This is a genomic window from Anaerobacillus sp. ABR4_321 (assembly GCF_056158505.1).
Window position 1 is genome coordinate 150,793 of sequence record NZ_JBSWTK010000001.1, and the last position, 19,493, is coordinate 170,285.

At 41.0% G+C, this 19,493-nt stretch carries 24 protein-coding genes; 12 read left to right on the forward strand and 12 right to left on the reverse strand.

Annotation, left to right across the window (positions count from 1 at the left end; translation table 11 throughout):
• Window positions 1-13 precede the first annotated feature (13 nt).
• Together hemE and ACXADT_RS00770 are read right to left on the reverse strand one after the other, a co-directional pair.
• A complete protein-coding gene (gene hemE, locus ACXADT_RS00765) occupies window positions 14-1,054 on the reverse strand; it encodes a uroporphyrinogen decarboxylase (protein WP_270182458.1) in 1,041 nt (346 codons plus the stop codon).
• 207 nt (window positions 1,055-1,261) lie between these two features.
• Entirely contained in the window at window positions 1,262-3,424 is a 2,163-nt protein-coding gene (locus tag ACXADT_RS00770) for a transglycosylase domain-containing protein (RefSeq protein ID WP_474832925.1), read from the reverse strand.
• A gap of 155 nt (window positions 3,425-3,579) precedes the next feature.
• Between ACXADT_RS00770 and ACXADT_RS00775 the strand changes: the two genes are divergently transcribed.
• From ACXADT_RS00775 to ACXADT_RS00790, 4 genes are all read left to right on the forward strand, one after another.
• The gene (locus tag ACXADT_RS00775; protein WP_474832926.1) at window positions 3,580-4,086 is read left to right on the forward strand and encodes an antibiotic biosynthesis monooxygenase family protein; all 507 of its coding nucleotides are present in this window, start codon (window positions 3,580-3,582) and stop codon (window positions 4,084-4,086) included.
• A 60-nt stretch (window positions 4,087-4,146) separates the two neighbouring features.
• Window positions 4,147-4,896 carry a PRC-barrel domain-containing protein gene (locus ACXADT_RS00780; RefSeq protein ID WP_474832928.1) on the forward strand — a complete coding sequence of 250 codons (750 nt, stop codon included), beginning with the start codon at window positions 4,147-4,149 and terminating at the stop codon, window positions 4,894-4,896.
• 154 nt (window positions 4,897-5,050) lie between these two features.
• On the forward strand, window positions 5,051-5,920 hold the full coding sequence (locus ACXADT_RS00785; RefSeq protein WP_474832929.1) for a formate/nitrite transporter family protein: 870 nt from the start codon (window positions 5,051-5,053) through the stop codon (window positions 5,918-5,920).
• A gap of 51 nt (window positions 5,921-5,971) precedes the next feature.
• Window positions 5,972-6,856, forward strand: coding sequence for a diacylglycerol/lipid kinase family protein (locus ACXADT_RS00790; RefSeq protein ID WP_270182453.1), 885 nt, complete (start codon window positions 5,972-5,974; stop codon window positions 6,854-6,856).
• Between the two features lie 55 nt (window positions 6,857-6,911).
• Here the strand turns inward: ACXADT_RS00790 and ACXADT_RS00795 are convergent, their stop codons facing one another.
• Window positions 6,912-7,268, reverse strand: coding sequence for a DUF3243 domain-containing protein (locus ACXADT_RS00795; RefSeq protein ID WP_270182452.1), 357 nt, complete (start codon window positions 7,266-7,268; stop codon window positions 6,912-6,914).
• A gap of 13 nt (window positions 7,269-7,281) precedes the next feature.
• A complete protein-coding gene (locus tag ACXADT_RS00800) occupies window positions 7,282-7,797 on the reverse strand; it encodes a type 1 glutamine amidotransferase domain-containing protein (RefSeq protein ID WP_474832931.1) in 516 nt (171 codons plus the stop codon).
• 163 nt (window positions 7,798-7,960) lie between these two features.
• On the opposite strand from ACXADT_RS00800, the gene ACXADT_RS00805 reads away from it, so the two are divergent.
• Entirely contained in the window at window positions 7,961-8,395 is a 435-nt protein-coding gene (locus ACXADT_RS00805; RefSeq protein WP_270182450.1) for a ferritin-like domain-containing protein, read from the forward strand.
• 40 nt (window positions 8,396-8,435) lie between these two features.
• On the opposite strand, the gene ACXADT_RS00810 is transcribed toward ACXADT_RS00805, so the two are convergent.
• The 4 genes from ACXADT_RS00810 to ACXADT_RS00825 all read right to left on the reverse strand — a co-directional run bounded on the left by ACXADT_RS00810 (window position 8,436) and on the right by ACXADT_RS00825 (window position 11,670).
• Window positions 8,436-9,167: an EcsC family protein gene (locus tag ACXADT_RS00810; protein ID WP_270182449.1), complete on the reverse strand. Its 732-nt coding sequence runs from the start codon at window positions 9,165-9,167 to the stop codon at window positions 8,436-8,438.
• A 19-nt stretch (window positions 9,168-9,186) separates the two neighbouring features.
• A complete protein-coding gene (locus ACXADT_RS00815; RefSeq protein WP_474832933.1) occupies window positions 9,187-10,398 on the reverse strand; it encodes an ABC transporter permease in 1,212 nt (403 codons plus the stop codon).
• Window positions 10,395-11,135 (reverse strand): ABC transporter ATP-binding protein, encoded by a 741-nt coding sequence (locus ACXADT_RS00820; protein WP_474832935.1) that lies wholly within the window; start codon window positions 11,133-11,135, stop codon window positions 10,395-10,397. The genes ACXADT_RS00815 and ACXADT_RS00820 overlap by 4 nt, the downstream gene beginning before the upstream one ends.
• A 64-nt stretch (window positions 11,136-11,199) precedes the next feature.
• Window positions 11,200-11,670: a PCYCGC motif-containing (lipo)protein gene (locus ACXADT_RS00825; RefSeq protein WP_474832937.1), complete on the reverse strand. Its 471-nt coding sequence runs from the start codon at window positions 11,668-11,670 to the stop codon at window positions 11,200-11,202.
• Between the two features lie 253 nt (window positions 11,671-11,923).
• Between ACXADT_RS00825 and ACXADT_RS00830 the strand changes: the two genes are divergently transcribed.
• The gene (locus tag ACXADT_RS00830; protein ID WP_270182445.1) at window positions 11,924-12,355 is read left to right on the forward strand and encodes an HIT family protein; all 432 of its coding nucleotides are present in this window, start codon (window positions 11,924-11,926) and stop codon (window positions 12,353-12,355) included.
• A gap of 29 nt (window positions 12,356-12,384) precedes the next feature.
• On the opposite strand, the gene ACXADT_RS00835 is transcribed toward ACXADT_RS00830, so the two are convergent.
• Window positions 12,385-13,272 carry a hypothetical protein gene (locus ACXADT_RS00835; RefSeq protein WP_474832938.1) on the reverse strand — a complete coding sequence of 296 codons (888 nt, stop codon included), beginning with the start codon at window positions 13,270-13,272 and terminating at the stop codon, window positions 12,385-12,387.
• A 183-nt stretch (window positions 13,273-13,455) separates the two neighbouring features.
• Between ACXADT_RS00835 and serC the strand changes: the two genes are divergently transcribed.
• The 4 genes from serC (at window position 13,456) to ACXADT_RS00855 (ending at window position 17,225) form a co-directional block, all read left to right on the forward strand.
• Window positions 13,456-14,544 (forward strand): 3-phosphoserine/phosphohydroxythreonine transaminase, encoded by a 1,089-nt coding sequence (gene serC, locus ACXADT_RS00840; protein WP_474814231.1) that lies wholly within the window; start codon window positions 13,456-13,458, stop codon window positions 14,542-14,544.
• Between the two features lie 126 nt (window positions 14,545-14,670).
• On the forward strand, window positions 14,671-15,186 hold the full coding sequence (locus tag ACXADT_RS00845; RefSeq protein WP_270182442.1) for a tryptophan transporter: 516 nt from the start codon (window positions 14,671-14,673) through the stop codon (window positions 15,184-15,186).
• Between the two features lie 165 nt (window positions 15,187-15,351).
• Window positions 15,352-16,992, forward strand: coding sequence for an ABC1 kinase family protein (locus tag ACXADT_RS00850; RefSeq protein ID WP_474832940.1), 1,641 nt, complete (start codon window positions 15,352-15,354; stop codon window positions 16,990-16,992).
• Window positions 16,989-17,225: a hypothetical protein gene (locus tag ACXADT_RS00855; protein ID WP_474832941.1), complete on the forward strand. Its 237-nt coding sequence runs from the start codon at window positions 16,989-16,991 to the stop codon at window positions 17,223-17,225. Before ACXADT_RS00850 ends, ACXADT_RS00855 begins: the two co-directional genes overlap by 4 nt.
• Before the next feature lie 39 nt (window positions 17,226-17,264).
• Here ACXADT_RS00855 and ACXADT_RS00860 read toward each other — a convergent pair whose 3' ends face one another.
• Together ACXADT_RS00860 and ACXADT_RS00865 are read right to left on the reverse strand one after the other, a co-directional pair.
• Window positions 17,265-17,666 (reverse strand): YkvA family protein, encoded by a 402-nt coding sequence (locus ACXADT_RS00860; RefSeq protein ID WP_270182439.1) that lies wholly within the window; start codon window positions 17,664-17,666, stop codon window positions 17,265-17,267.
• A gap of 113 nt (window positions 17,667-17,779) precedes the next feature.
• Window positions 17,780-17,977 (reverse strand): hypothetical protein, encoded by a 198-nt coding sequence (locus ACXADT_RS00865; protein WP_270182438.1) that lies wholly within the window; start codon window positions 17,975-17,977, stop codon window positions 17,780-17,782.
• Between the two features lie 162 nt (window positions 17,978-18,139).
• Here ACXADT_RS00865 and ACXADT_RS00870 point away from each other — a divergent pair, with 162 nt between their 5' ends.
• Together ACXADT_RS00870 and ACXADT_RS00875 are read left to right on the forward strand one after the other, a co-directional pair.
• Window positions 18,140-18,508, forward strand: coding sequence for a YtxH domain-containing protein (locus ACXADT_RS00870; RefSeq protein WP_270182437.1), 369 nt, complete (start codon window positions 18,140-18,142; stop codon window positions 18,506-18,508).
• 77 nt (window positions 18,509-18,585) lie between these two features.
• Window positions 18,586-19,149 carry an HTH-type transcriptional regulator Hpr gene (locus ACXADT_RS00875; protein ID WP_270182436.1) on the forward strand — a complete coding sequence of 188 codons (564 nt, stop codon included), beginning with the start codon at window positions 18,586-18,588 and terminating at the stop codon, window positions 19,147-19,149.
• Here ACXADT_RS00875 and ACXADT_RS00880 read toward each other — a convergent pair.
• Window positions 19,143-19,490, reverse strand: coding sequence for a DUF1878 family protein (locus tag ACXADT_RS00880; protein WP_270182435.1), 348 nt, complete (start codon window positions 19,488-19,490; stop codon window positions 19,143-19,145). The genes ACXADT_RS00875 and ACXADT_RS00880 overlap by 7 nt on opposite strands.
• Window positions 19,491-19,493: the final 3 nt, after the last annotated feature.

The window sequence follows — 19,493 nt, forward strand, 5'->3', positions numbered from 1 at the left end:
CCCGTTCCCCTGCCTATTTCTTACTTGTATATTCGTGTACAAAACGAGTTAATCTCTGCAACGTTTCAACTTCAACTTGCGGGAATACACCATGACCGAGGTTGAAGATAAACCCAGGATCCTGCATCCCTTGATCTAAGATTTCTTTTGTACGCTCTTCGATCACGTCCCAAGGCGCAAGAAGCAATGCTGGCTCGAGGTTGCCCATAAGAGGTTTAGTGATTCCCTCTTTCACTCGTGCATTCTTAATCGTGATTCTCCAATCGATCCCAATCACATCGACAGGGAGCTTGTTCCATTCTTGAATAAGATGGCTCGCTCCGACACCGAAGATGATAAGAGGAACACCGGTCTCTCTAAGACTAGAGAAAATACGATTCATGACTGGCGCTATGTACGTTCTATAATCAGCTTCGTTTAGAGCTCCAACCCAAGAATCGAACAATTGAAGCGCCTGAGCGCCAGCTTGTACTTGGGCTTTAAGATACGCGATCGTCATATCTCCTAATTTATCCATAAGACGGTGCCATGCTTCAGGATCTGAGTACATAAGCGCTTTCGTTTTGTAATAGTTTTTAGAAGGGCCGCCTTCTATCATATAACTAGCAACGGTAAAAGGAGCACCACTGAAACCGATCAAAGGTACAGATAACTCTTCACGAAGCATCTTGATCGTTTCCATGACATACGGAACATCCTTAAGCGGATCTAACTCTCCTAGTCGATCGATATCTGATACGGTGCGGATCGGGTTGTCGATTACAGGACCAATCCCTTTTTTAATTTCAACATCGACTCCGATTGATGGAAGTGGAGTCATGATATCTGCAAATAGGATCGCCGCATCTACACCTAGCTGCTCGACGGCAAACCTTGTTACTTCTGCAGCAACCTCTGGATTTAAGTTCATTTCATGAAAAGAGTACTTTTCTCTAATCTTTCTATATTCAGCCTGATATCGTCCAGCTTGTCTCATATACCAGACTGGCGTAAAATCTGTTTCCTCCCCGCGACATGCGCGAAGAAATTGATCATTGAATGGCGCTTTACTCATCGTTGTCCACCTTTCCCACACTCTTAGTGCTTTACGTTCATTTATGCATCCCTACATACTATAGCTGTGCATGTCTTACGTGTATAGTCATTGAAATAAACTGTCATAAAATTGTCCTTGTTTGATGCCGTTTACACTTCTTACCTTAACACACTGAAAACCTTGATTAAGAGGTATTATCACATTATTACCCTCTTTTGTAGATTACTACCCTGCTTCCTCTTCATTGCGGTCCATAAATCGATCAAAAAGACGGATCGACGTTTCATTCGAAGGCGTTCCTTCTTGGTCTGTAAGTGGATTAACAGGTACGACTTGATATGATACAGAGCCGAAGAAAGAAACGGAATGTTTCGTGTATTCGCCTTTTCCTGTCACTGAATCAATCTTCTTTCTGTTACCGTCTTTTACTTCATAGATGGCATACTCCACTCGATCATCTGAAGAAGCCGTCCATTTTAATGTTACTGCTGGTAGACCATATAAGAAATCGATATCAGCTTTTAAGTCATCGATTTCAGGAAGGTTGACAGGCTTCTCCATATCTTTTACATCTTCAGGTTTTTTAAAGGCCTTCGTTTTAGCTTCACTTGCGTTCACAACTTTTTTGAACAGCTGTACAGGATATTCGCTGCCGCCTTTGAGGTATTGGTCCTTTGTTGTTCTGTCATACCCCATCCAGACGGAGCCTACAATCTCTGGTGTGTAACCAACAAACCAAGCATCTCTAACGCCGCCTTTTACTCCTTCAAATGAAGTTGTTCCCGTTTTTCCTGCTAGAGCTGTGTTCACCTTACCACTTTGGGCAGTACCGTTCTTCACAACTCCTTCAAGAATACGCGTCATGTACCAAGCCGTTTGTTTTTTATAAACGGATTCTTTCTCAGGCTTTGCTTCACCTACAAGTTCACCATCGTGATCGTAGAGCTTCTCAATAAAATAGGGTTCTATTCTTTCCCCTTCATAAGCAAAAGGTCGATATGCTTCCATCATTTCAAATGGAGTGACTCCCTTGTCGATGCCGCCAAGGGCAATCTTCAAATCTTGATCTTCAATCGAAATGCCGCTTTTTTCTAAATAAGATTTAGCATAAGAAATCCCGATCTCGTTTAAAAGCCAGACCGCTGGCGCATTCGCAGAAACTCTAACTGCGTCATACAGTGGCATCTCACCTGAGTATTGGCCGTTGTAATTAGATGGTGAATAGCCGTTATACTCTTCTTTCTTATCTTGTAAAAGCGTGTAGGGCTCGTACTCTTTTTTATCGAGAGCCGGCCCATAGACAGCGATCGGTTTAAACGATGAGCCTGGCTGTCTTCGTGCATTCACATGGTTCAACCCTTTTTGAACGTAGTTCCTGCCCCCTTGAACAGCAAGTACACCACCGCTTTTAACATCCATCATCGTTAAAGCACCTTCTGGAGGCGTGTTAGGATCGCTTCCTGGGAATAGCGCTTTATTCTGAAACTCTGAATATGCGGATTTCTGTAGCGTGACGTCCATTGGGACGACGATTTTATATCCGCCCCTTAATACTTCTTCATTCGAAAGGTTATATTTCGTTTTCGCCTCATCTAGTGTCATATCTACGTAAGTTAAAAACGAGGGATCTTTCGTGACCTCTGCGATGTCTAACGCCACCGTTTTCCCTTGTAAGCGAACAGCTTTTTCAGCGGTTAAATAGTCTTGCTTCTCCATAAGGGATAAAATCAGGTCTCTTCTTTCTTTACTCTTCTCCGGACGTTCGATCGGGGAATAGTTAGAAGGCGCCTTAGGAAGCCCTGCCAATAGCGCGCCTTCCTCTATGCTGAGTTCAGTCGTCTTCTTATTGAAATAGAGTTTAGAAGCGGACTGTATTCCATATGCACCGTGTCCAAAATAAATCTGATTCAAATACATCTCTAAGATTTTCTCTTTGCTGTAGTTGCGTTCAAGATTGATCGCAATCACGGCTTCTTTTGTTTTCCTTAACCAAGACTTATCGTTTGTTAAGAAGACGTTTTTTGCAAGCTGTTGCGTGATCGTACTACCGCCTTCAACTTTCTCACCTGCCAAGATATCTCGATATAACGCACGACCGATCGCTTTTATATCAAGTCCATGATGATCATAAAAGCGACTATCTTCCGTCGCAATAAAAGCTTCTTGTACGTGCTCTGGTATATCTTCGATCGATACAGGATCTCTATTTTCAATATATAGCTTTGTAATAAGCTCGTCTTTAGGTGTTACAAGCTTAGTCGCTGAATTCATCACAAGCTTTTTCTCATCGATCGCATAATTACCTGCAAGTAGAATGCCTAGATACCCTAGCAATCCTACTAGAAAAACAGCAATCGTCGCAATTAAGCCTATCCCTAGCTTTTTCATTATGTACGGCACCCTCCTTACAAGTCGAATAAAATTAAGCTTACATCACCGACTATGTTTTTTGTACATCATAATTTGACAGTTCTGTTTAGTTTTCGCCAAAAATGGGTAAAGTATCAGGCGTTTCCTATCTTATTGTAGAAAGGGTGTATAGCATGAAGGTTTATGTTACATACGGTACATACGATTACTTATTAAAAATAAAAGAAGAGTATAACGAAGAGATGTTTTTATTAGTTGATGATGACGGTGCAGCACTCTATCACCAAACCGCATCACAACCCGTTTTTAAAAGTGGGAAAGAGTATGACATACTCGACCAAAAAGGGAATGTTACTGAACCTAGATTTGTCGTCTTAAACCATATACCAGTGGAAGAAAGCGAACGCCCAACCTTTGAAGATCGATTCAAAAACAGGGCAGGAAAGGTTGAAAACGAACCGGGCTGTGAAGGCATCAGAATTTTACGGCCCGTTGATCCTAATGACCCCTACATCGTCGCCACCTTCTGGCGTAGTGAGGACGACTTCAAAAACTGGCAATCCTCCGAAGCTTACAACACCGCTCATAAACACCGTAATACAGATAAAGGATTACCGAAAACAGTCTTCAGAGGCAAACCCTATGTTAAAACGTACCATGTCGATTCCCCAAGCGTTTAACTAGAACGACTCAAGGGTATTTTCATTACAGCAGAAATAATTATACAGGAGTGTTAGCACATGCTTGTAAGTGAAAATGAAGTTTATAAATACAATATCGATACAAGCGACGGAGAAAAAGGTGCGCTGAAAGAACTCTATTTTGATGACGAGCATTGGACAGTAAGGTACCTAGTTGTCGACACGCATAATTGGCTACCTGGAAAAAAGGTGTTAATATCACCATACTCAATCGAAAAGCTTACTCATGATGAAGAAACAGTTTCCGTTTCACTTTCGACGGAGGAGCTAAAAAACAGCCCCTCGATCGATACGGATCAACCGATATCTAGAAAGCATGAAATGTCTATGAACAAGCATTACGGCTGGCCTTACTATTGGGTAGGCACAGGCGCATGGGGGAGCGGGATGCACCCTAACCCTCACATGGACGTTCAAGAACTTGAAGTCTCTCATGAGGATACTAGCGATGAAGATAACCATCTTCGCAGTACGAAAGAAGTTTCGAATTATCATATACAAGCAATCGATGGCGAAATCGGCCATGTTGATGATTTTATCTTTGACGATGAAACATGGAAGCTTAGATATTTTGTTGTAGATACGAAAAACTTTTTAGGTGGAAAGAAAGTATTGTTATCTACCGAATGGATTGAAGAAATCCATTGGAATGACCGTAGTGTAGTCGTAAATGTAACGAAAGACAAAATAGAAAATGCCCCAGAGTATCTATTGAACGAGCGCCTTACCCGACGATTTGAAGAAGATCTCTATACTCATTACGGGAAAACAGGATACTGGAAATTTTAAATAAAGGGCGAGGTGGATACCATCTCGCTTTTTTCCCTACCCTTACTATTCTTCATGACCCCACAAGCGGTCTTAGTGAATACTAGCCAAAAAAAGTTTTTTTCAATGAACTGCATTTACGTTTGCAGTAATCGATTACGTTAGGAGACTTGTTATGGCAAATGAAGATAAATCGAAACGGCAGGAAGGAAAAGCAGCATATCCTGAAAGACAATTTTATTTTCCTGCTCAAATCGTTGAAACCTTTATCGTTAAGGGCGAGTCTCATAGTGCAAGACCACTCAACAGGCAGTTTATCTTATCGATATTAGCAGGAGCTTTCGTTACCTTTGGTTCGATCCTATCTGTCCTCATCGCTTTAGGGGTGGAAACGAAAGGCATACATAATCTTCTTGCAGGAGCAGGTTTTGTAACAGGCTATGCTATCGTGTTCATCTCAGGAGCGATTTTGTTCACAGAAGTAAACGTCTTGTTACCAAGCTATATACTGCAAAGAAAGTTCTGGATTCCAAAACAGCTCATGAAGTTTTGGGTAGTTTGCTATATTGGTAATTTAATTGGAGCACTTTTAGTTGGAGGTTTAGTGGTACTATCAGGTTCACTATCACCTGAATTCTATACAGAGTTAAACGTCTATATCGAACATAAGATGAAGTTCTTATCTGAAGGAACGAAGGGATGGTTTCAGATTCTGCTATCTGGGGTCATCGCAAACTGGCTGATCGGGATGGCAGCATTCCTTGCAACTGCAGCCAGAGACTTAACAGGAAAAGTACTCGCTACGGCGCTCCCAGTCATCATATTCGTCGCAGGGAATTTCCAACATAGTGTAGCCAACATGGGTTATTTCAGTACGGCTATTTTTAATAAGGCAGAATATACGTGGGTGGAGTTTCTATTCTTCAACCTAGTCCCTGCTAGTATAGGTAACCTTATAGGCGGAGGAGTATTAGTAGCACTTACGTTCACTTATGCTTATAAACAAGAAATCAATGAAGAGCATTTTCCTCGAGAAGAAGCTTAAGTTATTTAGGGAATACTAATCCAAAAACCATATGAAAGGAGAGCTTCCACTTTGGCGCATGCAGCCCTGATTCTAAATCCTAATGCTGGTAATCAAAAAATGATAAAGCAAATCGATACGATTAAAACGAGGCTCGATGAACACTATCAGCAATTTACGTTTTATGAAACCGAATATCCAGGACATGGAGCTGAGATTGTCGACGAGATTAATGAAGAAGTGGATATCATTATCGGAGCCGGTGGAGATGGAACGATCTATGAATTAGCAAATGCACTCTGCAGCAAGCAGAACCGCCCAACCTTTGGAATCATCCCCGGTGGAACGTGTAATGATTTCTCAAGAGCGATAGGAATCAATCAGAATCCGATTCTTGCTGTTGAACAAATCATCCAGAACATCACGAAAACCATCGACGTCGGACGTTCAGATAAAGAGTACTTCCTAAACTTTTGGGGCATCGGGATGATCACACAGGCTTCTGAAAATATCGATCCGAATACAAAAGAACTGTTCGGAAGGCTGTCGTATTATATCAGCTCTGCTCAGACGATCAACAACCCTTCTCCATTCCATCTTAAAGTGGAGGCAGAAGAGCACCAATTTGAGGGCGAAGCAGTGATGATGCTTGTAGGAAACGGACCATTTACAGGAGGCATACAGGCTTTCTTCCCTGAGAACAATCTTACGGATGGTAAATTCGACGTGTTGATCATTAAAGAATCGTCCCTTCCTACATTTTGGTCATTCTTTCAATCTAAGTTCACAAAGGAACCTGCTTTGCATGAAGATATCATCCATTACCAAACGAGAGAATTGCGTATTTCCGCAGATCCAGAACAGAAAATTGATTGTGACGGAGAGCGAAACTACACGACCCCTTCCACATTAGAACTACTTCCGGAACACTTGACCGTCCTCGCAGGAGAAGTATAGGTTTTAGGTGACAGGCACCTGTCGAATCTTCGCATAAAGAAAAGCCGCTGAAAACTCAGCGGCTTTTGTTATCTTCGTTTAATACCATTCTTACAAGAAGATGAGCTAAAGCATGACGGTGCTCTTTTTCACCTACGAGCCATAGTTCTTGAAGAAGCTTTTCTTCTCTGTTCTTAGGCTCTTCTTTGTGAGCTAAGTAATCAGCCACTTTCTCTGCAGCTTGAGCTAACCTTTCTTCACTCAGCCCAAGCTTTTCACCCACTTCTACTTTATCAGCAAGGTACCCTTTGAAATGTTCAAAATTACTTAAAATATCATCGATTCGATCCTCACTAATACGATCCATCGTGTCGTCCACTTTTTTTAGATCTAATTCACTGTTTTTGTTTACAAGGTGATTTTTCTCACTCATACCTATACACTCCTTAGCTGTCCATTACAGACAGTGACTCTTCTATAAATGCAGGGATATCATCTGGGTTTCTACTGCTGACTAATGTTCCACCACATACGACAACTTCTTCATCGAAAACATTCGCTCCAGCATACTTTAGATCTGTTTGGATCGACTTGAACCCTGTAATGTTGCGACCATGTAGCGCTTCTGCAGTAATTAGCAGTTGTGGACCATGGCAAATCACAAGTGTCTTCTTATTCAAATACATCATTTTCTTCGTAAAGTTTACAAAGCGATCGTCGGCTCGTAATTCATCTGGAGAGAATCCTCCTGGAATGAATAACACATCAAAATCCTCTGCATTTACATCGTCGATTCCTTTGTCTGATGTGACCGTAGCGTCTTGTTGCTTCCCAGTTAACGATTCACCTGCTTTATGACTGATGACAGTCAATTCATGACCAGCATTGCTGAATTGCTCCGCTGGTTTTGTATACTCCACATCTTCAAACATGTTTGTCATAAGTACCGCTATTTTACTCAAGGTAAGTCCTCCTTCTGTTTAACCATCTAGTTGGACTATTACCCCTTCAACACCGATGCAAACATGAGAGTATGTAGCACCAATTATTCTTTCCATGTTTTATTAAATTCATGAATGGGTAAAAATAAGGTGGAACGAATTTTGTATAGAAAGGGTGTTTTGAATGGAAGACAAGAAACAGGAGCTAATCGAAGGGTTAAATGAAGACCTGGCGAACGAATATGCTGCGAGTATCATGTATACGTACAATGCGGCAGTTGTATCCGGCTTGTACCGTCAAACGTTGAAACCTTTCTTTGAAGGTGAAATAGCTGATGAGCAGGGCCACGCACTGTATCTTGCAGAAAAAATCAAGGTGCTCGGTGGTACACCAACAACGAAACCAGCGGAAGTTAAACAACTAAGTGATGTTAAGGAAATGCTCTTAGAAGCAAGAAGAGCTGAAAAAGATACGATCGACCGCTATGAAAAGCGAAAAGTCCAAGCTGAAGAGCTAGGGTACACGGAGCTTGTTGTAAAGCTGGACGATATGATCTCTGACGAAACGCATCACATGGAAGAGATGGATCGCATCCTAAGCGACGCTCGCTTTGAATAATGTGAAAAGAGCCGGCCATTTTGGCCGGCTCTTTTGCAATTTATGAGGAAGCGAGCATTCTGTAGCGATAGGCATTCATAGCAGTTTCACCTAGCCAATCGATAAAGTGGTAATTAACGAACGCTCCAACGATCGCACCAAAACCTGGAATCATTTGAAGTAGCTTCGGTAGATCAATATAATCCCTGTATTCAAGCTGAAACGACTTCCAGTTGTGTTCCTCATTAAAGAAATCTTTCTCTTTATAAAGGTGGCTCGTCTCTTCCCAATTCTTTAGGCGTTTGAAAATTTCTTTACGGGTTTTATCTGAAGAAAAAGCAAGTTGAAAGATGGTAAGGATGAAAACTCTCTCCTCAAATCGCCTTGCATCGTACCCATAGATACTAGCAAGGTCAAACAAAAACTTCATCTTGATAGACAATAGTAATGGAAAATCTGCTAGCCCTAACAGTATGCCTCCTGCTCCAGTTCCTGCTCCTTCAACAGCGGCAACTCGTTTGAAAGTGGCCGTTGCTTCCTTCGCCAATCTGTCCCTCTCTTTTAGTGAGAGATTCTGTAATGGCTCTTTCACTGCGTACGTATTGCCAGCAAGCACGCCTTCCACCATCGTTCGAATACTATTCGTGACAACAGTGTGGACACGCTCAGGTATCGCATCGTTCACTTTGTTTTGAAGTTTTTTAGTAGCTCTAGAGTATAACGGAGCTTTACGCGTCATCTTTTTTTCCCAAATAAAGAGTTCATCTCTCAATTCTTCTTCATAGCTGTTCATTGCAATCTTCCTTTACGGATCAGATTGGTGGTGCTTTTTGTTTCTTCGTAGTAGCGAATAGGACGGTTAGAATTCCAACCAAACATATTACAAGAAACGTGATTACGTCTCGTTCTAAAATAAGTGTGACCAACGCAAACAAGGCAGCTTGAATTCCTAGTAAGCGTCTTAACATTTTGTTGAATGCACGATCTTTTTGGTCCTCCGGAAGGGGATAAAGCTTTATCATCACGTGTGCTGAATAGTGAGGATATAATGTGCGCAGCTGTGTAGCCGTCAAATAGATAAATAGCCCCGCCCCAATTACCTTACCTATCGTCCCTGGAACGAAGACCGCGACCAACAGACCGATGATCGCTAGGCGCAGATAGATTCCAAGGTATTCATTGCTTCGTACAAACGCTTTTTGATAAAGTTTTTCGTAAACCGTATCATTTGGAAGGAGTTTTTCAGCGATCGAACTGATTATTCTTCTTCCTTTAACAGACTGTTTTAGTTTTGGAACGTCTGTAAATAGATTTGCTGTTCGATAAAATTTCATACTTTGCTTCTCATCTAAAGCAAGAAGCTTCTCCCATTTAACCGAATACTTTCGATTAAGGGGATAAAACACAAACCATAAGAGACTAACGAGCGCTATAGCAGTCAGAGCAACAACGATCAAAGATGCTTGAACGAGAACGAAGTACGTAAACAGTAACGTAGCCACTGTGCGTAACCCTACGAATCCAGCAACAGATCGATGTGCAGGTAAATGTAATTCCATCCATTTCATGAAGATGTTTAGTGCTTTCAGTAATAACATGATTGCGATCACGAAAACGTAATATGCGGTCCCCGCTGCCATTTCATGCTGATACAACGGGGCAAGGATTACCATCGCAACAATCGTGATGAACGCCTGAAGCATAAAGCTATAGAGTAGTGATCGGTTAAAATAGTCTTTTAGATTTCTTTCTGCAGGTAATAAGAATACAAGATCAGCTTCTGATAGAAAGAACCTTAGAGGGGACCTTACGATTACAAAAGAAGCGATGATCGTGATAACAGCAATGCCTGGAAACGCTTCGGGCAGTACCTTGAGTAATTCACTATAATAATATGCGCCAAAGATAAGGGTCAGGACGAGCGTAAATAGAAAGCTGCTATTACCGATTAACCGGAAGTAACGAAGCGCAATCTTCCAAAAGGCACCCGCTCTTTCCTTCCATAAGGTCTCGAACTGCATCATTTCTCGCTCCTGGTCGCTTCGATATAGATGTCATCCAATGTAGCGTCCTTACGCCCGATTTGTTTCTGAAGCTCCGCCATTGTTCCTGACATAACAATGACACCATCATGTAGGATGATGAAGCGATCACAGTATCGTTCAGCTGTAGAAAGAATATGAGTAGACATCAATACGCCAGCACCCTTCTCTTTCACTTGGACCATCATATCCAAGAAAGACTGGATGCCGATCGGATCGAGTCCGACAAACGGTTCATCGACAATATAGAGAGAAGGTTGAACAAGGAAAGCACACATGATCATAACCTTCTGCCTCATCCCTTTTGAAAAGTGACCCGGAAACCAGCTTTTCATATTCGTCATTCGAAACTCTTTCAAAAGACCATCTGCCCTTTGTTCCCAACCCTCTTCCAAGTCGTACGCAAGAGCAGTCAATTGTAAATGCTCCCAAAGCGTCAATTCATCGTACAATAAAGGTGTTTCAGGTATGTAGGAAAATTGTTTTCGGTACTTATCTTTGTTTTCACTGAACGTACTACCTGCAACACGGATGTTTCCTTTCATAGGATCAAGCAGACCAAGAACATGCTTAATAGTGGTACTTTTTCCTGCTCCGTTCAAACCGATCAATCCTACGATCTCATTCGCATTCACATTTAAAGAAAGATCATGCAAAACAGGTTTATTTGCCTGGTATCCACCAGTTAAATTGTTCACTTCTAAGATCGAATTCGACATAATGACCCTCTCATTTCTGTATTTGACTCCATTTTAACAAACTTTGATTACCTCGGTGAAACGACTACGCTTCTGGTAGCGGCGTCGGAGTTGGTTTGCCATAACCAACCTTATACGTCTCATCGATGAACGCTCGAATGTCTTTTACCGACTTTCCATTTTCTTTCATTTCAATGGCTTTCACAGCGATGTCAAGACAAACGCCGCACTTCGTACCATGGTCATCCCAAGTAGTACGTTCAGCTGTTTTGTCATGTACAAAGCAGTCGTAATTATTCATGTGACCTGCCGTGTCTCCACAACCGCAATAACATGGTATGTGTTGTAATAAATCTTCCTCCGACTCTACTTTTGAATAGATTGCCTGTACTGTATCGTGTTTATCTTCAAGGAATGTAGGGAGTTCGTTAGATGCTGTTGTTTCCCGTATATCTCCATTACTTAAATGTTCTTGGTGATGACTTTCATTATTATTGCACCCCGTCATAACGGAAACGATAAGAATCCCTACTATTGCTAGAAAACGAAACTTCATTTGTCTCTCCTCCATTTTATAAATCTGTACACATCATATCTTGATTAAACGAAGGAATCCAGATTTTCATAAGAATATTCGCAAAACAGTTGAATAGTTTGTTCTATTTCCGAGCAACCTAGTACGGAGTGTGACGTCTTCCCTGAAACTAGTTACGCTCATGGCTCTGCACCCCCGGCAGAGCCTTATTTGATTTTTCAATAAACATGAAAAATATGGTACGATAAACAAAAATGATGAAAGGAAGATCGTAATGAGTCATTCTCCTGACTGTATTTTTTGTAAAATCATTAATGGCGATATTCCATCAGCTAAAGTTTATGAATCAGAAGATGTTTTAGCTTTTCTAGACCTCACCCAGGTAACGGAGGGGCACACACTAGTCATTCCAAAGAAACATAAGCAAAACATTTATGAGTTAGATTCTGATACAGCATCAAAGCTCTTTGAAGCTGTTCCTGAAATTGCAAATGCATTAAAAGCAAATTTTGCACCTGAAGGTATGAATATATTAAATAACAATGAAGCGATTGCTGGACAATCTGTGTTTCACTATCACCTTCACCTTATTCCACGCTATGGGAAAGGCGATGGATTCGGCGCTGTCTGGAAAACACACGAAAGTGAATACGATGCCGAAAAGCTACAGAAGCTTGCAGAAGGAATTCGCTCACAATTTAAGTAATACAAAAAAGGAGGCAAACGCCTCCTTTTTTATTTACATGACCTTTTCATTTCCTTCAACGTGTGAAACCCTGTTGGCTCTACCCAATCTGAATGGTCGAACTTCTCCTCCATGCCAGCCAGGAGTGTAGATACTTTTGACTGAAGGATCGAGTTCCAACGAAGTTCATGTATGAACTCCTCCCTATGCCCCTCATATCCCATCAGTCCTTTCAGATCATTCAACAAGTCAGCCTGCCACATGGATGGCAAAGGCGATTGCCCCGGGATATCCATAAACCGTACCATTGAACCCTCTCTTAACAATGCATGAGGATAATAGTAAGCATATACCCGTTCAAATCGCTCACCTGTCGTTAGCATAAGCTTTTCGCCTTGGTGCTCCCTAAGAACATAGCTGCCTTCTGTACGGTTCAATAGCTCGAGTTGTTCACGCTCAACAAAGGTAACCCAAACCTCTGTTTTAGCACCTGTAACCGGGGCGATTACTGCCGGAAGTGCTCCATATGGTGCTAGAAACGATCCTGCAACGACATCGGTATCTACGATGTTTGCACGGAAAAACAAGATAAAGTCGTTTAAATCTGGATTAAGGCTGAATTTATATTTTAATTGCGCCAAACAAACGTTAGAACCATATGCCAGTAAAGGAATCCGATCTTCAATGGAAGTAAGCCCTTCACTCTTCAGCAATTCATTAACTGTCAACTTTGTTGGTGAGGAAAAAGATAGTGTTCCCGTTACTTCTTCCCCCATAGAGTATTGAACAACTTGTTCTTCGATTGGGACATTTTGCTGTTCATCAATTCTATGAGCTTTTCCGTTATGATAAACGAACGAAGAAGATGGTCTGGGTCCTGGATAAATATCTGGATGGTCGTATGGTCCGATATGAATTGGTTTATTTTCTCGGTACATGTTATGGTTCACTCCTTTTTCATTCGTTCCTATTAGGATAGCAAAACAATGCAAGTTATCAAAAAGTTAAAGCGAAATCTTTTATAAGATTCAGAAAAAATATAGCGATAAGGTTTCGATAATGATAGGATAATTACAAACAAAATAGGTTATCGCATTACTACATTAAAGGAGTGTCTTCTGTTGAATAGACGTTTTAATTTTAATGCCGGTCCTTCTGCATTACCTCTTGAAGTACTAGACCAAGCGCAATCTGAACTGATCAGCTATCAACAATTTGGTATGTCAGTCATGGAATTCAGTCATCGTAGCAAGGAATACAAAGCGATACATGAAGGAGCAGTTAACCTATTGCGTGAGCTTCTCAATATTCCAGACGATTATGAAGTTCTCTTCCTACAAGGTGGAGCTAGCTTGCAGTTCTCAATGGTCCCTATGAACTTTCTACAAGAAGGACAACAGGGAAATTATTTTCTTACAGGAAGCTGGTCACAAAAAGCCTTGAAAGAAGCACAAAAAGTAGGTGATACGTTCATAGGAGCAAATGGAGAACAAACAAATTTCAGCCGTATCCCCACTCCTGACGAATTAACCTACAGCGATAATGATGCATACGTACACCTAACATCCAACAATACGATACATGGTACTCAGTGGAAAGAATTCCCTAACGAACCAAACAAGACATTTATTGCAGATATGTCTAGTGACATCTTGAGCCGTGCTATTCCGATCGAACAATTTGGATTGATCTATGCTGGCGCACAAAAGAACCTTGGACCTGCTGGTGTTACGGTAGTTATTTTGAAGAAGGATCTACTAAAAAACGCACCTAAGAACTTGCCTACAATGCTAGATTACAGAACTCATGTTGAAAAGAGTTCACTCTACAACACACCTCCATCATTTTCCATTTACATGCTATCACTCGTTTTAAAATGGACAAAGAAATATGGAGGCATTGAAGCGATCGAAAAATGGAATAAAGAAAAAGCAAGTCTTCTCTATAAAACGATCGATGAGAGCAACGGATTTTATAATGGCATCGCAGATAAACAAAGCCGCTCTAGCATGAACGTCACCTTTACATTACGTGAGAAAGAACTAGAAGAATTATTCCTTAAAGAAGCAGAAGACGAAGGTTTTGTAGGACTGAAGGGGCACCGTTCGATCGGAGGGTGTCGCGCTTCCATCTACAATGCAGTTCCACTCGAATCTGTCAAAGCACTATGCGACTTCATGAACACGTTCCATCAAAAGCATAATATTTAATACTTTTCAAGAGACAAATCGTTTGTTACTATTAAACTAGTTCTTTCGCAGGAGGCAACGAGTGCACTTCTGGAGAGAGCCACCGTCTAAGAGACGGAAATGAGATGAGAAGAGGAGAGTTTCTTTATGAAAACAAAAAATTTGGTATTGATGGCTTTACTACTTGGAATTGGGACGATTCTACACGCAGTAATTCCAGGACTTATTTCTGGAATGAAGAACGATATGCTGCTCACAATGATGTTCCTTGGAATCCTGTTATTCCCAGACCGTAGAAGCGTTCTAGTGCTCGGTTTGGCCACTGGCGTAATTTCAGCAGCAACAACGACATTCCCTGGTGGACAACTAGCCAACGTAATTGATAAACCGATCACAGCTTTTGTATTCTTCGGACTCTACTTGCTTGTCCGACGATTCAACTCACTCGTTACAGCTGGTGCATTAACTGCAATCGGAACGATGATTAGTGGAGCGATCTTCTTAGGTGCAGCACTTGTCTTCGCTGGACTTCCTGGGGGCGCAGCTTTTACAGGACTATTCCTAACAGTTGTCATCCCAACGGCTGTCGTGAATACGATCGCTATGGTATTCATATACCCAGTCGTACAATCCATTTTAAAACGTACAACATTTGCCTTTTAAATAGATCGAACGGCAGGCTGTCGAGAGCTTTCTCGACAGCCTATTTTTTTTGCCTTTGTAACACACTCCTCCCTTCTATGTGCACCAATTTACTATTAAATTGTTTCTAATTTGGGTAAATAGGCTATGTTAACCATTATACGTTTAAAGAATCAGGTGAAAAAATTGAAGTTTAACTCTCTATATCGCATCGTTGTCATCGTCTTTATGTCCGTTAAATTCTTCATTCAACTCGAGACGTTTCGTAGAAGAAGCAAACATTCCTGGAATCAGGAACGCTGGCAAAAACTCTTAAAAAAGCAGGCAAAAGAATATAAGAAAAAAGCAATTCGACTCGAGGGGTTGCTCGTAAAGCTCGGTCAGTTCCTTTCTACGAGGGCTGATATTTTACCGAAAGTTTTTCTTGAGGAAATTGAAGACCTTGTGGATCGCGTACCTTCTTTTTCATGGAACAAAGCAAAGCGTATTTTAGAAGAAGAATGGTCTTCTACTTACGAAGATGTCATAAAGGACATATCTGAACGGCCAGTCGCTTCAGCTTCTATCGGACAAGTGTATCGTGCAAACTTAATAAGCGGTGAAGAAGTCGCTATCAAAATCAGAAGACCCAATATACGTAAGATTATTAGAGCGGACTTCAAAGCACTTCGAATCGTCTTCTGGATGATCGATACCTTTACGTCATACAGTAATCAGCTCGATCTTCCTAAGCTGTATGATGAGATTCGAAACGTGATCGAAGATGAGCTCGACTTTAACAAGGAATTAAAGAATGGTCTTAATTTTCAGGAGCGATATAAAGAAAGTCTAGATTATCGCATCCCTCACTACATCTCAGAATGGTCAACAAAAAAAGTCCTCGTGATGGAATGGATGGAAGGCGCTCGGGTCACGAACATCTCTTATATAGAAGAGCAAGGCATCCATCGAAGGGAGTTAGCTAGAAAACTTCTAAAGGGATTTCTCGAGCAGTTATTACAAGAAGGTCAGTTTCATGCTGATCCCCACTCCGGTAATATCCTTATTCAGCAGGACGGCACTATCGTATTTATCGATTTTGGTATGGTTGGATTTATTGAATCACACGATGCCCTTAGCATTCGAAAATTGATTACCGGCGTAGTTCTGAGTCAATATGACGACGTAACCGAAGCGCTTGATGAGCTACGCTTTCTCCTTCCTGACTCTGACAAGAAACAAATTGAGAAAGCGATCAAAACCCTCGTGACCTTATTTATTGAACAAGATTTAACGATGATCAATGAGGATACTGCAGAACAAGTCTTACGAGAAGTCCAGACTCTTGTGAACAAGCAGCCCATCCAACTTCCTAGTGAATTTGCTTTCCTTGGTCGCGCCATCTCAACGATCGTTGGCATCCTTTATACACTCGACCCTAAGATCGATCTTATCGAAGAAGGAAAGCCTATCGTTCAAGAGTGGATCAACCGAGAAGAAGCTTCTGATGAACGATACGACCCTTCGAGAATGATTCGAAAGCTATACGGAAAACTAACCTCGATAGAGAATCCTCTCGATCGACTTTCTGAAGAGTTAAATCAGCACCGGACATGGGAAGAATCAGTTAAACGAAGAGAATTTCAATCTAAAAGTATGCTTTGGAACAAGCATTATAGCTTTATCGCGTTGCTCATTTCTTTGATCGCCCTATTTGTAAGTTTTTCACTTGAACTTGATAATCTACAGCTTGCAAGCTCAATCACCGGTGGGATGAGTTTATTTCTGATCATCATAACGAGTACATTAGAGAAACGTGTCTGGTTAAAAAAGGAGGGTCCTAAATGAGCGACGTTATGAAAGAAACGACTGAAAAAGTTGGGGATTCAGAAGTAAAAATAGAAGGCCTCTCTAACGGATATCGCATTACTGTTAGAGGGGATGAAGAAAAATTAAAACAGAATAGACGCATAGGTGGCGCGTTCATCAATCTTTTAAAACAATTAGAAAAAGCCGGATACCGCCTCCCCTTCCCATTCTCCTGGATATTGCGTTTTTGGAATCGCTATTCGAGACCATAAGAAAAGAGGGGACGATCCGTCTCCCTCTCCATCTATTCATTAAATTTTCACTCCCGTTTCCCATTCACGAAACTTCTCTAGTTCTTGTCTCAGTTGACTAGCTACAAACCCGATGACTGCAACATCATCTAAAAGGCCTACCCCTGCAAGCAAATCCGGGACAGCGTCGATTGGACTTATGAAATACAATAGCCCGCCTACGATCATGACCACGGATTTTCGAGAAATATCTTTATACTCCCCTTTCCTCACTTCTTGTACCAACCTTGAGAAAGTTTTAACATCGACCCACATATCGCTCATGCCCTTTCTTCCTTTATAAAGAGCACCTTTCTTCAGAGATTCGAGGGAAACTTCATTTAAACGATCTTTGTCCTTCACAACACTAACAGCTTTTTTTGTCATCCTCTTAAATACACTTTTCACCATTCTATTCATCATACACACGCTCCTTTGCGTCCTTCTATCTATAGGATACCTCAAATGAGCGTATTTCTAACCTATCCCATTGGGTTTGTCAATCACGTTATATGGGAAAAATAAAGAAGGGCCTACTATAAAACTAAAAATGCCATCGAAACACCTAGTAGGAGAAAAAAGATTGCGAACGTCCCAAACAGAAATGCGTTTCGTTTCTTTTGTATTATTTGTTCCGTATAAAACGAATATTTTCGAACCATCAACAAGCGATTCACAGTTGCCAATAATAGTAGACATCCTACTGTAATAAGAGCAAAGATAAACCCAGCCATACTTATGCCTCCTATCTACCCTTCGTGTCTTACTAAAAGATATATGTACACTTGAATCATTTGATGACCGTGATGAGAGTGATAAAAAAAGAAGGAATTCAAGAGTGTTTGGAGAACTACAGTCATAGAAGCAGAGGATTGTCAGGAAAGGATGAAAGCATCATGGGAAAAACAAAAGCGCTAGCGACAGGATTTTTATTAGGTGGAGTGATTTCCGCCGCTTCAGTTCTATTGACGACCCCGAAGTCAGGGAAGGAAATGATTACTGACGCTAAGAATAAAAGTGATGAGATAAAGGAAAGCTTTACAAGATTGAAGGAAGATTTAAATGAACTAACAACCCAAGTCAAGCAGCTTTCTTCTGAAGGGAAACAAATCATAATCGAAGTTACTTCAGACTTAAAACGTTCGATCTCTTCATTCCAAGAAGATATTGAACCGAACCTTACTCGTCTGAAGGAAGACATTGAAGAAATGCAGCAGTCTATCGAAACAGTTAAAAGTGAAGTTAACAAACCGGCTCCAAAATAGCCGGTTTTTTTACAACGTGAGAACAGTATTCTAATATAGATTTCCCAATAAGGTTGGGAATTGTTAAGGAGGCAAATATGAAAGATAGTCAGGGTATATCTATCCAAGAAGCTATGATTTTCAGCCACCGAATCGGTCAATTAAGCAAGGCGCTTTGGAAATCGGTTGAACGAGATTGGCAGGAATGGTTAAAACCCTTTGATTTAAATATTAATGAGCACCATATCTTATCGATCGCATATCACCTTGATGGCTCTTCAATTTCCGATATCGCCAAGTTCGGTGTCATGCATGTCTCAACAGCTTTTAACTTCTCGAAAAAGCTTGAATCACGTTCCCTCCTTACCTTCTCCAAAAAAGAGAATGACAAACGGAATACATATGTACAGCTAACAGATGAAGGAGAGAGACTCCTGAAACAAACTTGGAAACATTACTCCCCAAACAGAGATAGTGTTCTAAAAGCATCGATGCCACTAAGAGACCTGTATGGTAAGTTTCCCGAATTCAATGAAATGATGAGCGTAATAAAAGGCCTTTATGGTGATGACTTCTTGGAAATATTCCAGAAATCATTTACGAAGTTAGAAGAAGAATTCTCCGAAGAAGAGAAATTCGTAAATGAAGAAAAGATTTATTGATAGTTTGGAGACGCTGAGAGAAGTTCAGTCATTAAGTTTTCATACTTCTCTTCTTGAGTCTGTATCGCTTTTATCGTAGGGATCGGTTTTAATTTCATATCTAACATTCCGACAAAATGTGTGAGCAACGAAGTTCGGCTAAGAAGGCCCTCTTCCATCTGCTCATGCATTTTTTGTTGGATTTCTTCACAAAGCGAAAAAACGCCCTTCACTTCTTCTTCCGTAAGCCCATGCTCGATTACAAGAGTATAGAAAGGATACTTTCCTTCCTCTTCGTACATCCTAGCAAGTAAACGATTATGATACTCTATTTTGTCTAGTCGTGCTTCAATAGATTCCATTCC

What these genes read in the sequence shown, in the direction of transcription:
- hemE (WP_270182458.1), bottom strand. Translation starts at nt 1,054, where the DNA reads ATGAGTAAAGCGCCATTCAATGATCAATTTCTTCGCGCATGTCGCGGG.
- ACXADT_RS00770 (WP_474832925.1), bottom strand. Translation starts at nt 3,424, where the DNA reads ATGAAAAAGCTAGGGATAGGCTTAATTGCGACGATTGCTGTTTTTCTA.
- ACXADT_RS00775 (WP_474832926.1), top strand. Translation starts at nt 3,580, where the DNA reads ATGAAGGTTTATGTTACATACGGTACATACGATTACTTATTAAAAATA.
- ACXADT_RS00780 (WP_474832928.1), top strand. Translation starts at nt 4,147, where the DNA reads ATGCTTGTAAGTGAAAATGAAGTTTATAAATACAATATCGATACAAGC.
- ACXADT_RS00785 (WP_474832929.1), top strand. Translation starts at nt 5,051, where the DNA reads ATGGCAAATGAAGATAAATCGAAACGGCAGGAAGGAAAAGCAGCATAT.
- ACXADT_RS00795 (WP_270182452.1), bottom strand. Translation starts at nt 7,268, where the DNA reads ATGAGTGAGAAAAATCACCTTGTAAACAAAAACAGTGAATTAGATCTA.
- ACXADT_RS00805 (WP_270182450.1), top strand. Translation starts at nt 7,961, where the DNA reads ATGGAAGACAAGAAACAGGAGCTAATCGAAGGGTTAAATGAAGACCTG.
- ACXADT_RS00810 (WP_270182449.1), bottom strand. Translation starts at nt 9,167, where the DNA reads ATGAACAGCTATGAAGAAGAATTGAGAGATGAACTCTTTATTTGGGAA.
- ACXADT_RS00815 (WP_474832933.1), bottom strand. Translation starts at nt 10,398, where the DNA reads ATGATGCAGTTCGAGACCTTATGGAAGGAAAGAGCGGGTGCCTTTTGG.
- ACXADT_RS00820 (WP_474832935.1), bottom strand. Translation starts at nt 11,135, where the DNA reads ATGTCGAATTCGATCTTAGAAGTGAACAATTTAACTGGTGGATACCAG.
- ACXADT_RS00825 (WP_474832937.1), bottom strand. Translation starts at nt 11,670, where the DNA reads ATGAAGTTTCGTTTTCTAGCAATAGTAGGGATTCTTATCGTTTCCGTT.
- ACXADT_RS00830 (WP_270182445.1), top strand. Translation starts at nt 11,924, where the DNA reads ATGAGTCATTCTCCTGACTGTATTTTTTGTAAAATCATTAATGGCGAT.
- ACXADT_RS00835 (WP_474832938.1), bottom strand. Translation starts at nt 13,272, where the DNA reads ATGTACCGAGAAAATAAACCAATTCATATCGGACCATACGACCATCCA.
- ACXADT_RS00845 (WP_270182442.1), top strand. Translation starts at nt 14,671, where the DNA reads ATGAAAACAAAAAATTTGGTATTGATGGCTTTACTACTTGGAATTGGG.
- ACXADT_RS00855 (WP_474832941.1), top strand. Translation starts at nt 16,989, where the DNA reads ATGAGCGACGTTATGAAAGAAACGACTGAAAAAGTTGGGGATTCAGAA.
- ACXADT_RS00860 (WP_270182439.1), bottom strand. Translation starts at nt 17,666, where the DNA reads ATGATGAATAGAATGGTGAAAAGTGTATTTAAGAGGATGACAAAAAAA.
- ACXADT_RS00865 (WP_270182438.1), bottom strand. Translation starts at nt 17,977, where the DNA reads ATGGCTGGGTTTATCTTTGCTCTTATTACAGTAGGATGTCTACTATTA.
- ACXADT_RS00870 (WP_270182437.1), top strand. Translation starts at nt 18,140, where the DNA reads ATGGGAAAAACAAAAGCGCTAGCGACAGGATTTTTATTAGGTGGAGTG.
- ACXADT_RS00875 (WP_270182436.1), top strand. Translation starts at nt 18,586, where the DNA reads ATGAAAGATAGTCAGGGTATATCTATCCAAGAAGCTATGATTTTCAGC.
- ACXADT_RS00880 (WP_270182435.1), bottom strand. Translation starts at nt 19,490, where the DNA reads ATGGAATCTATTGAAGCACGACTAGACAAAATAGAGTATCATAATCGT.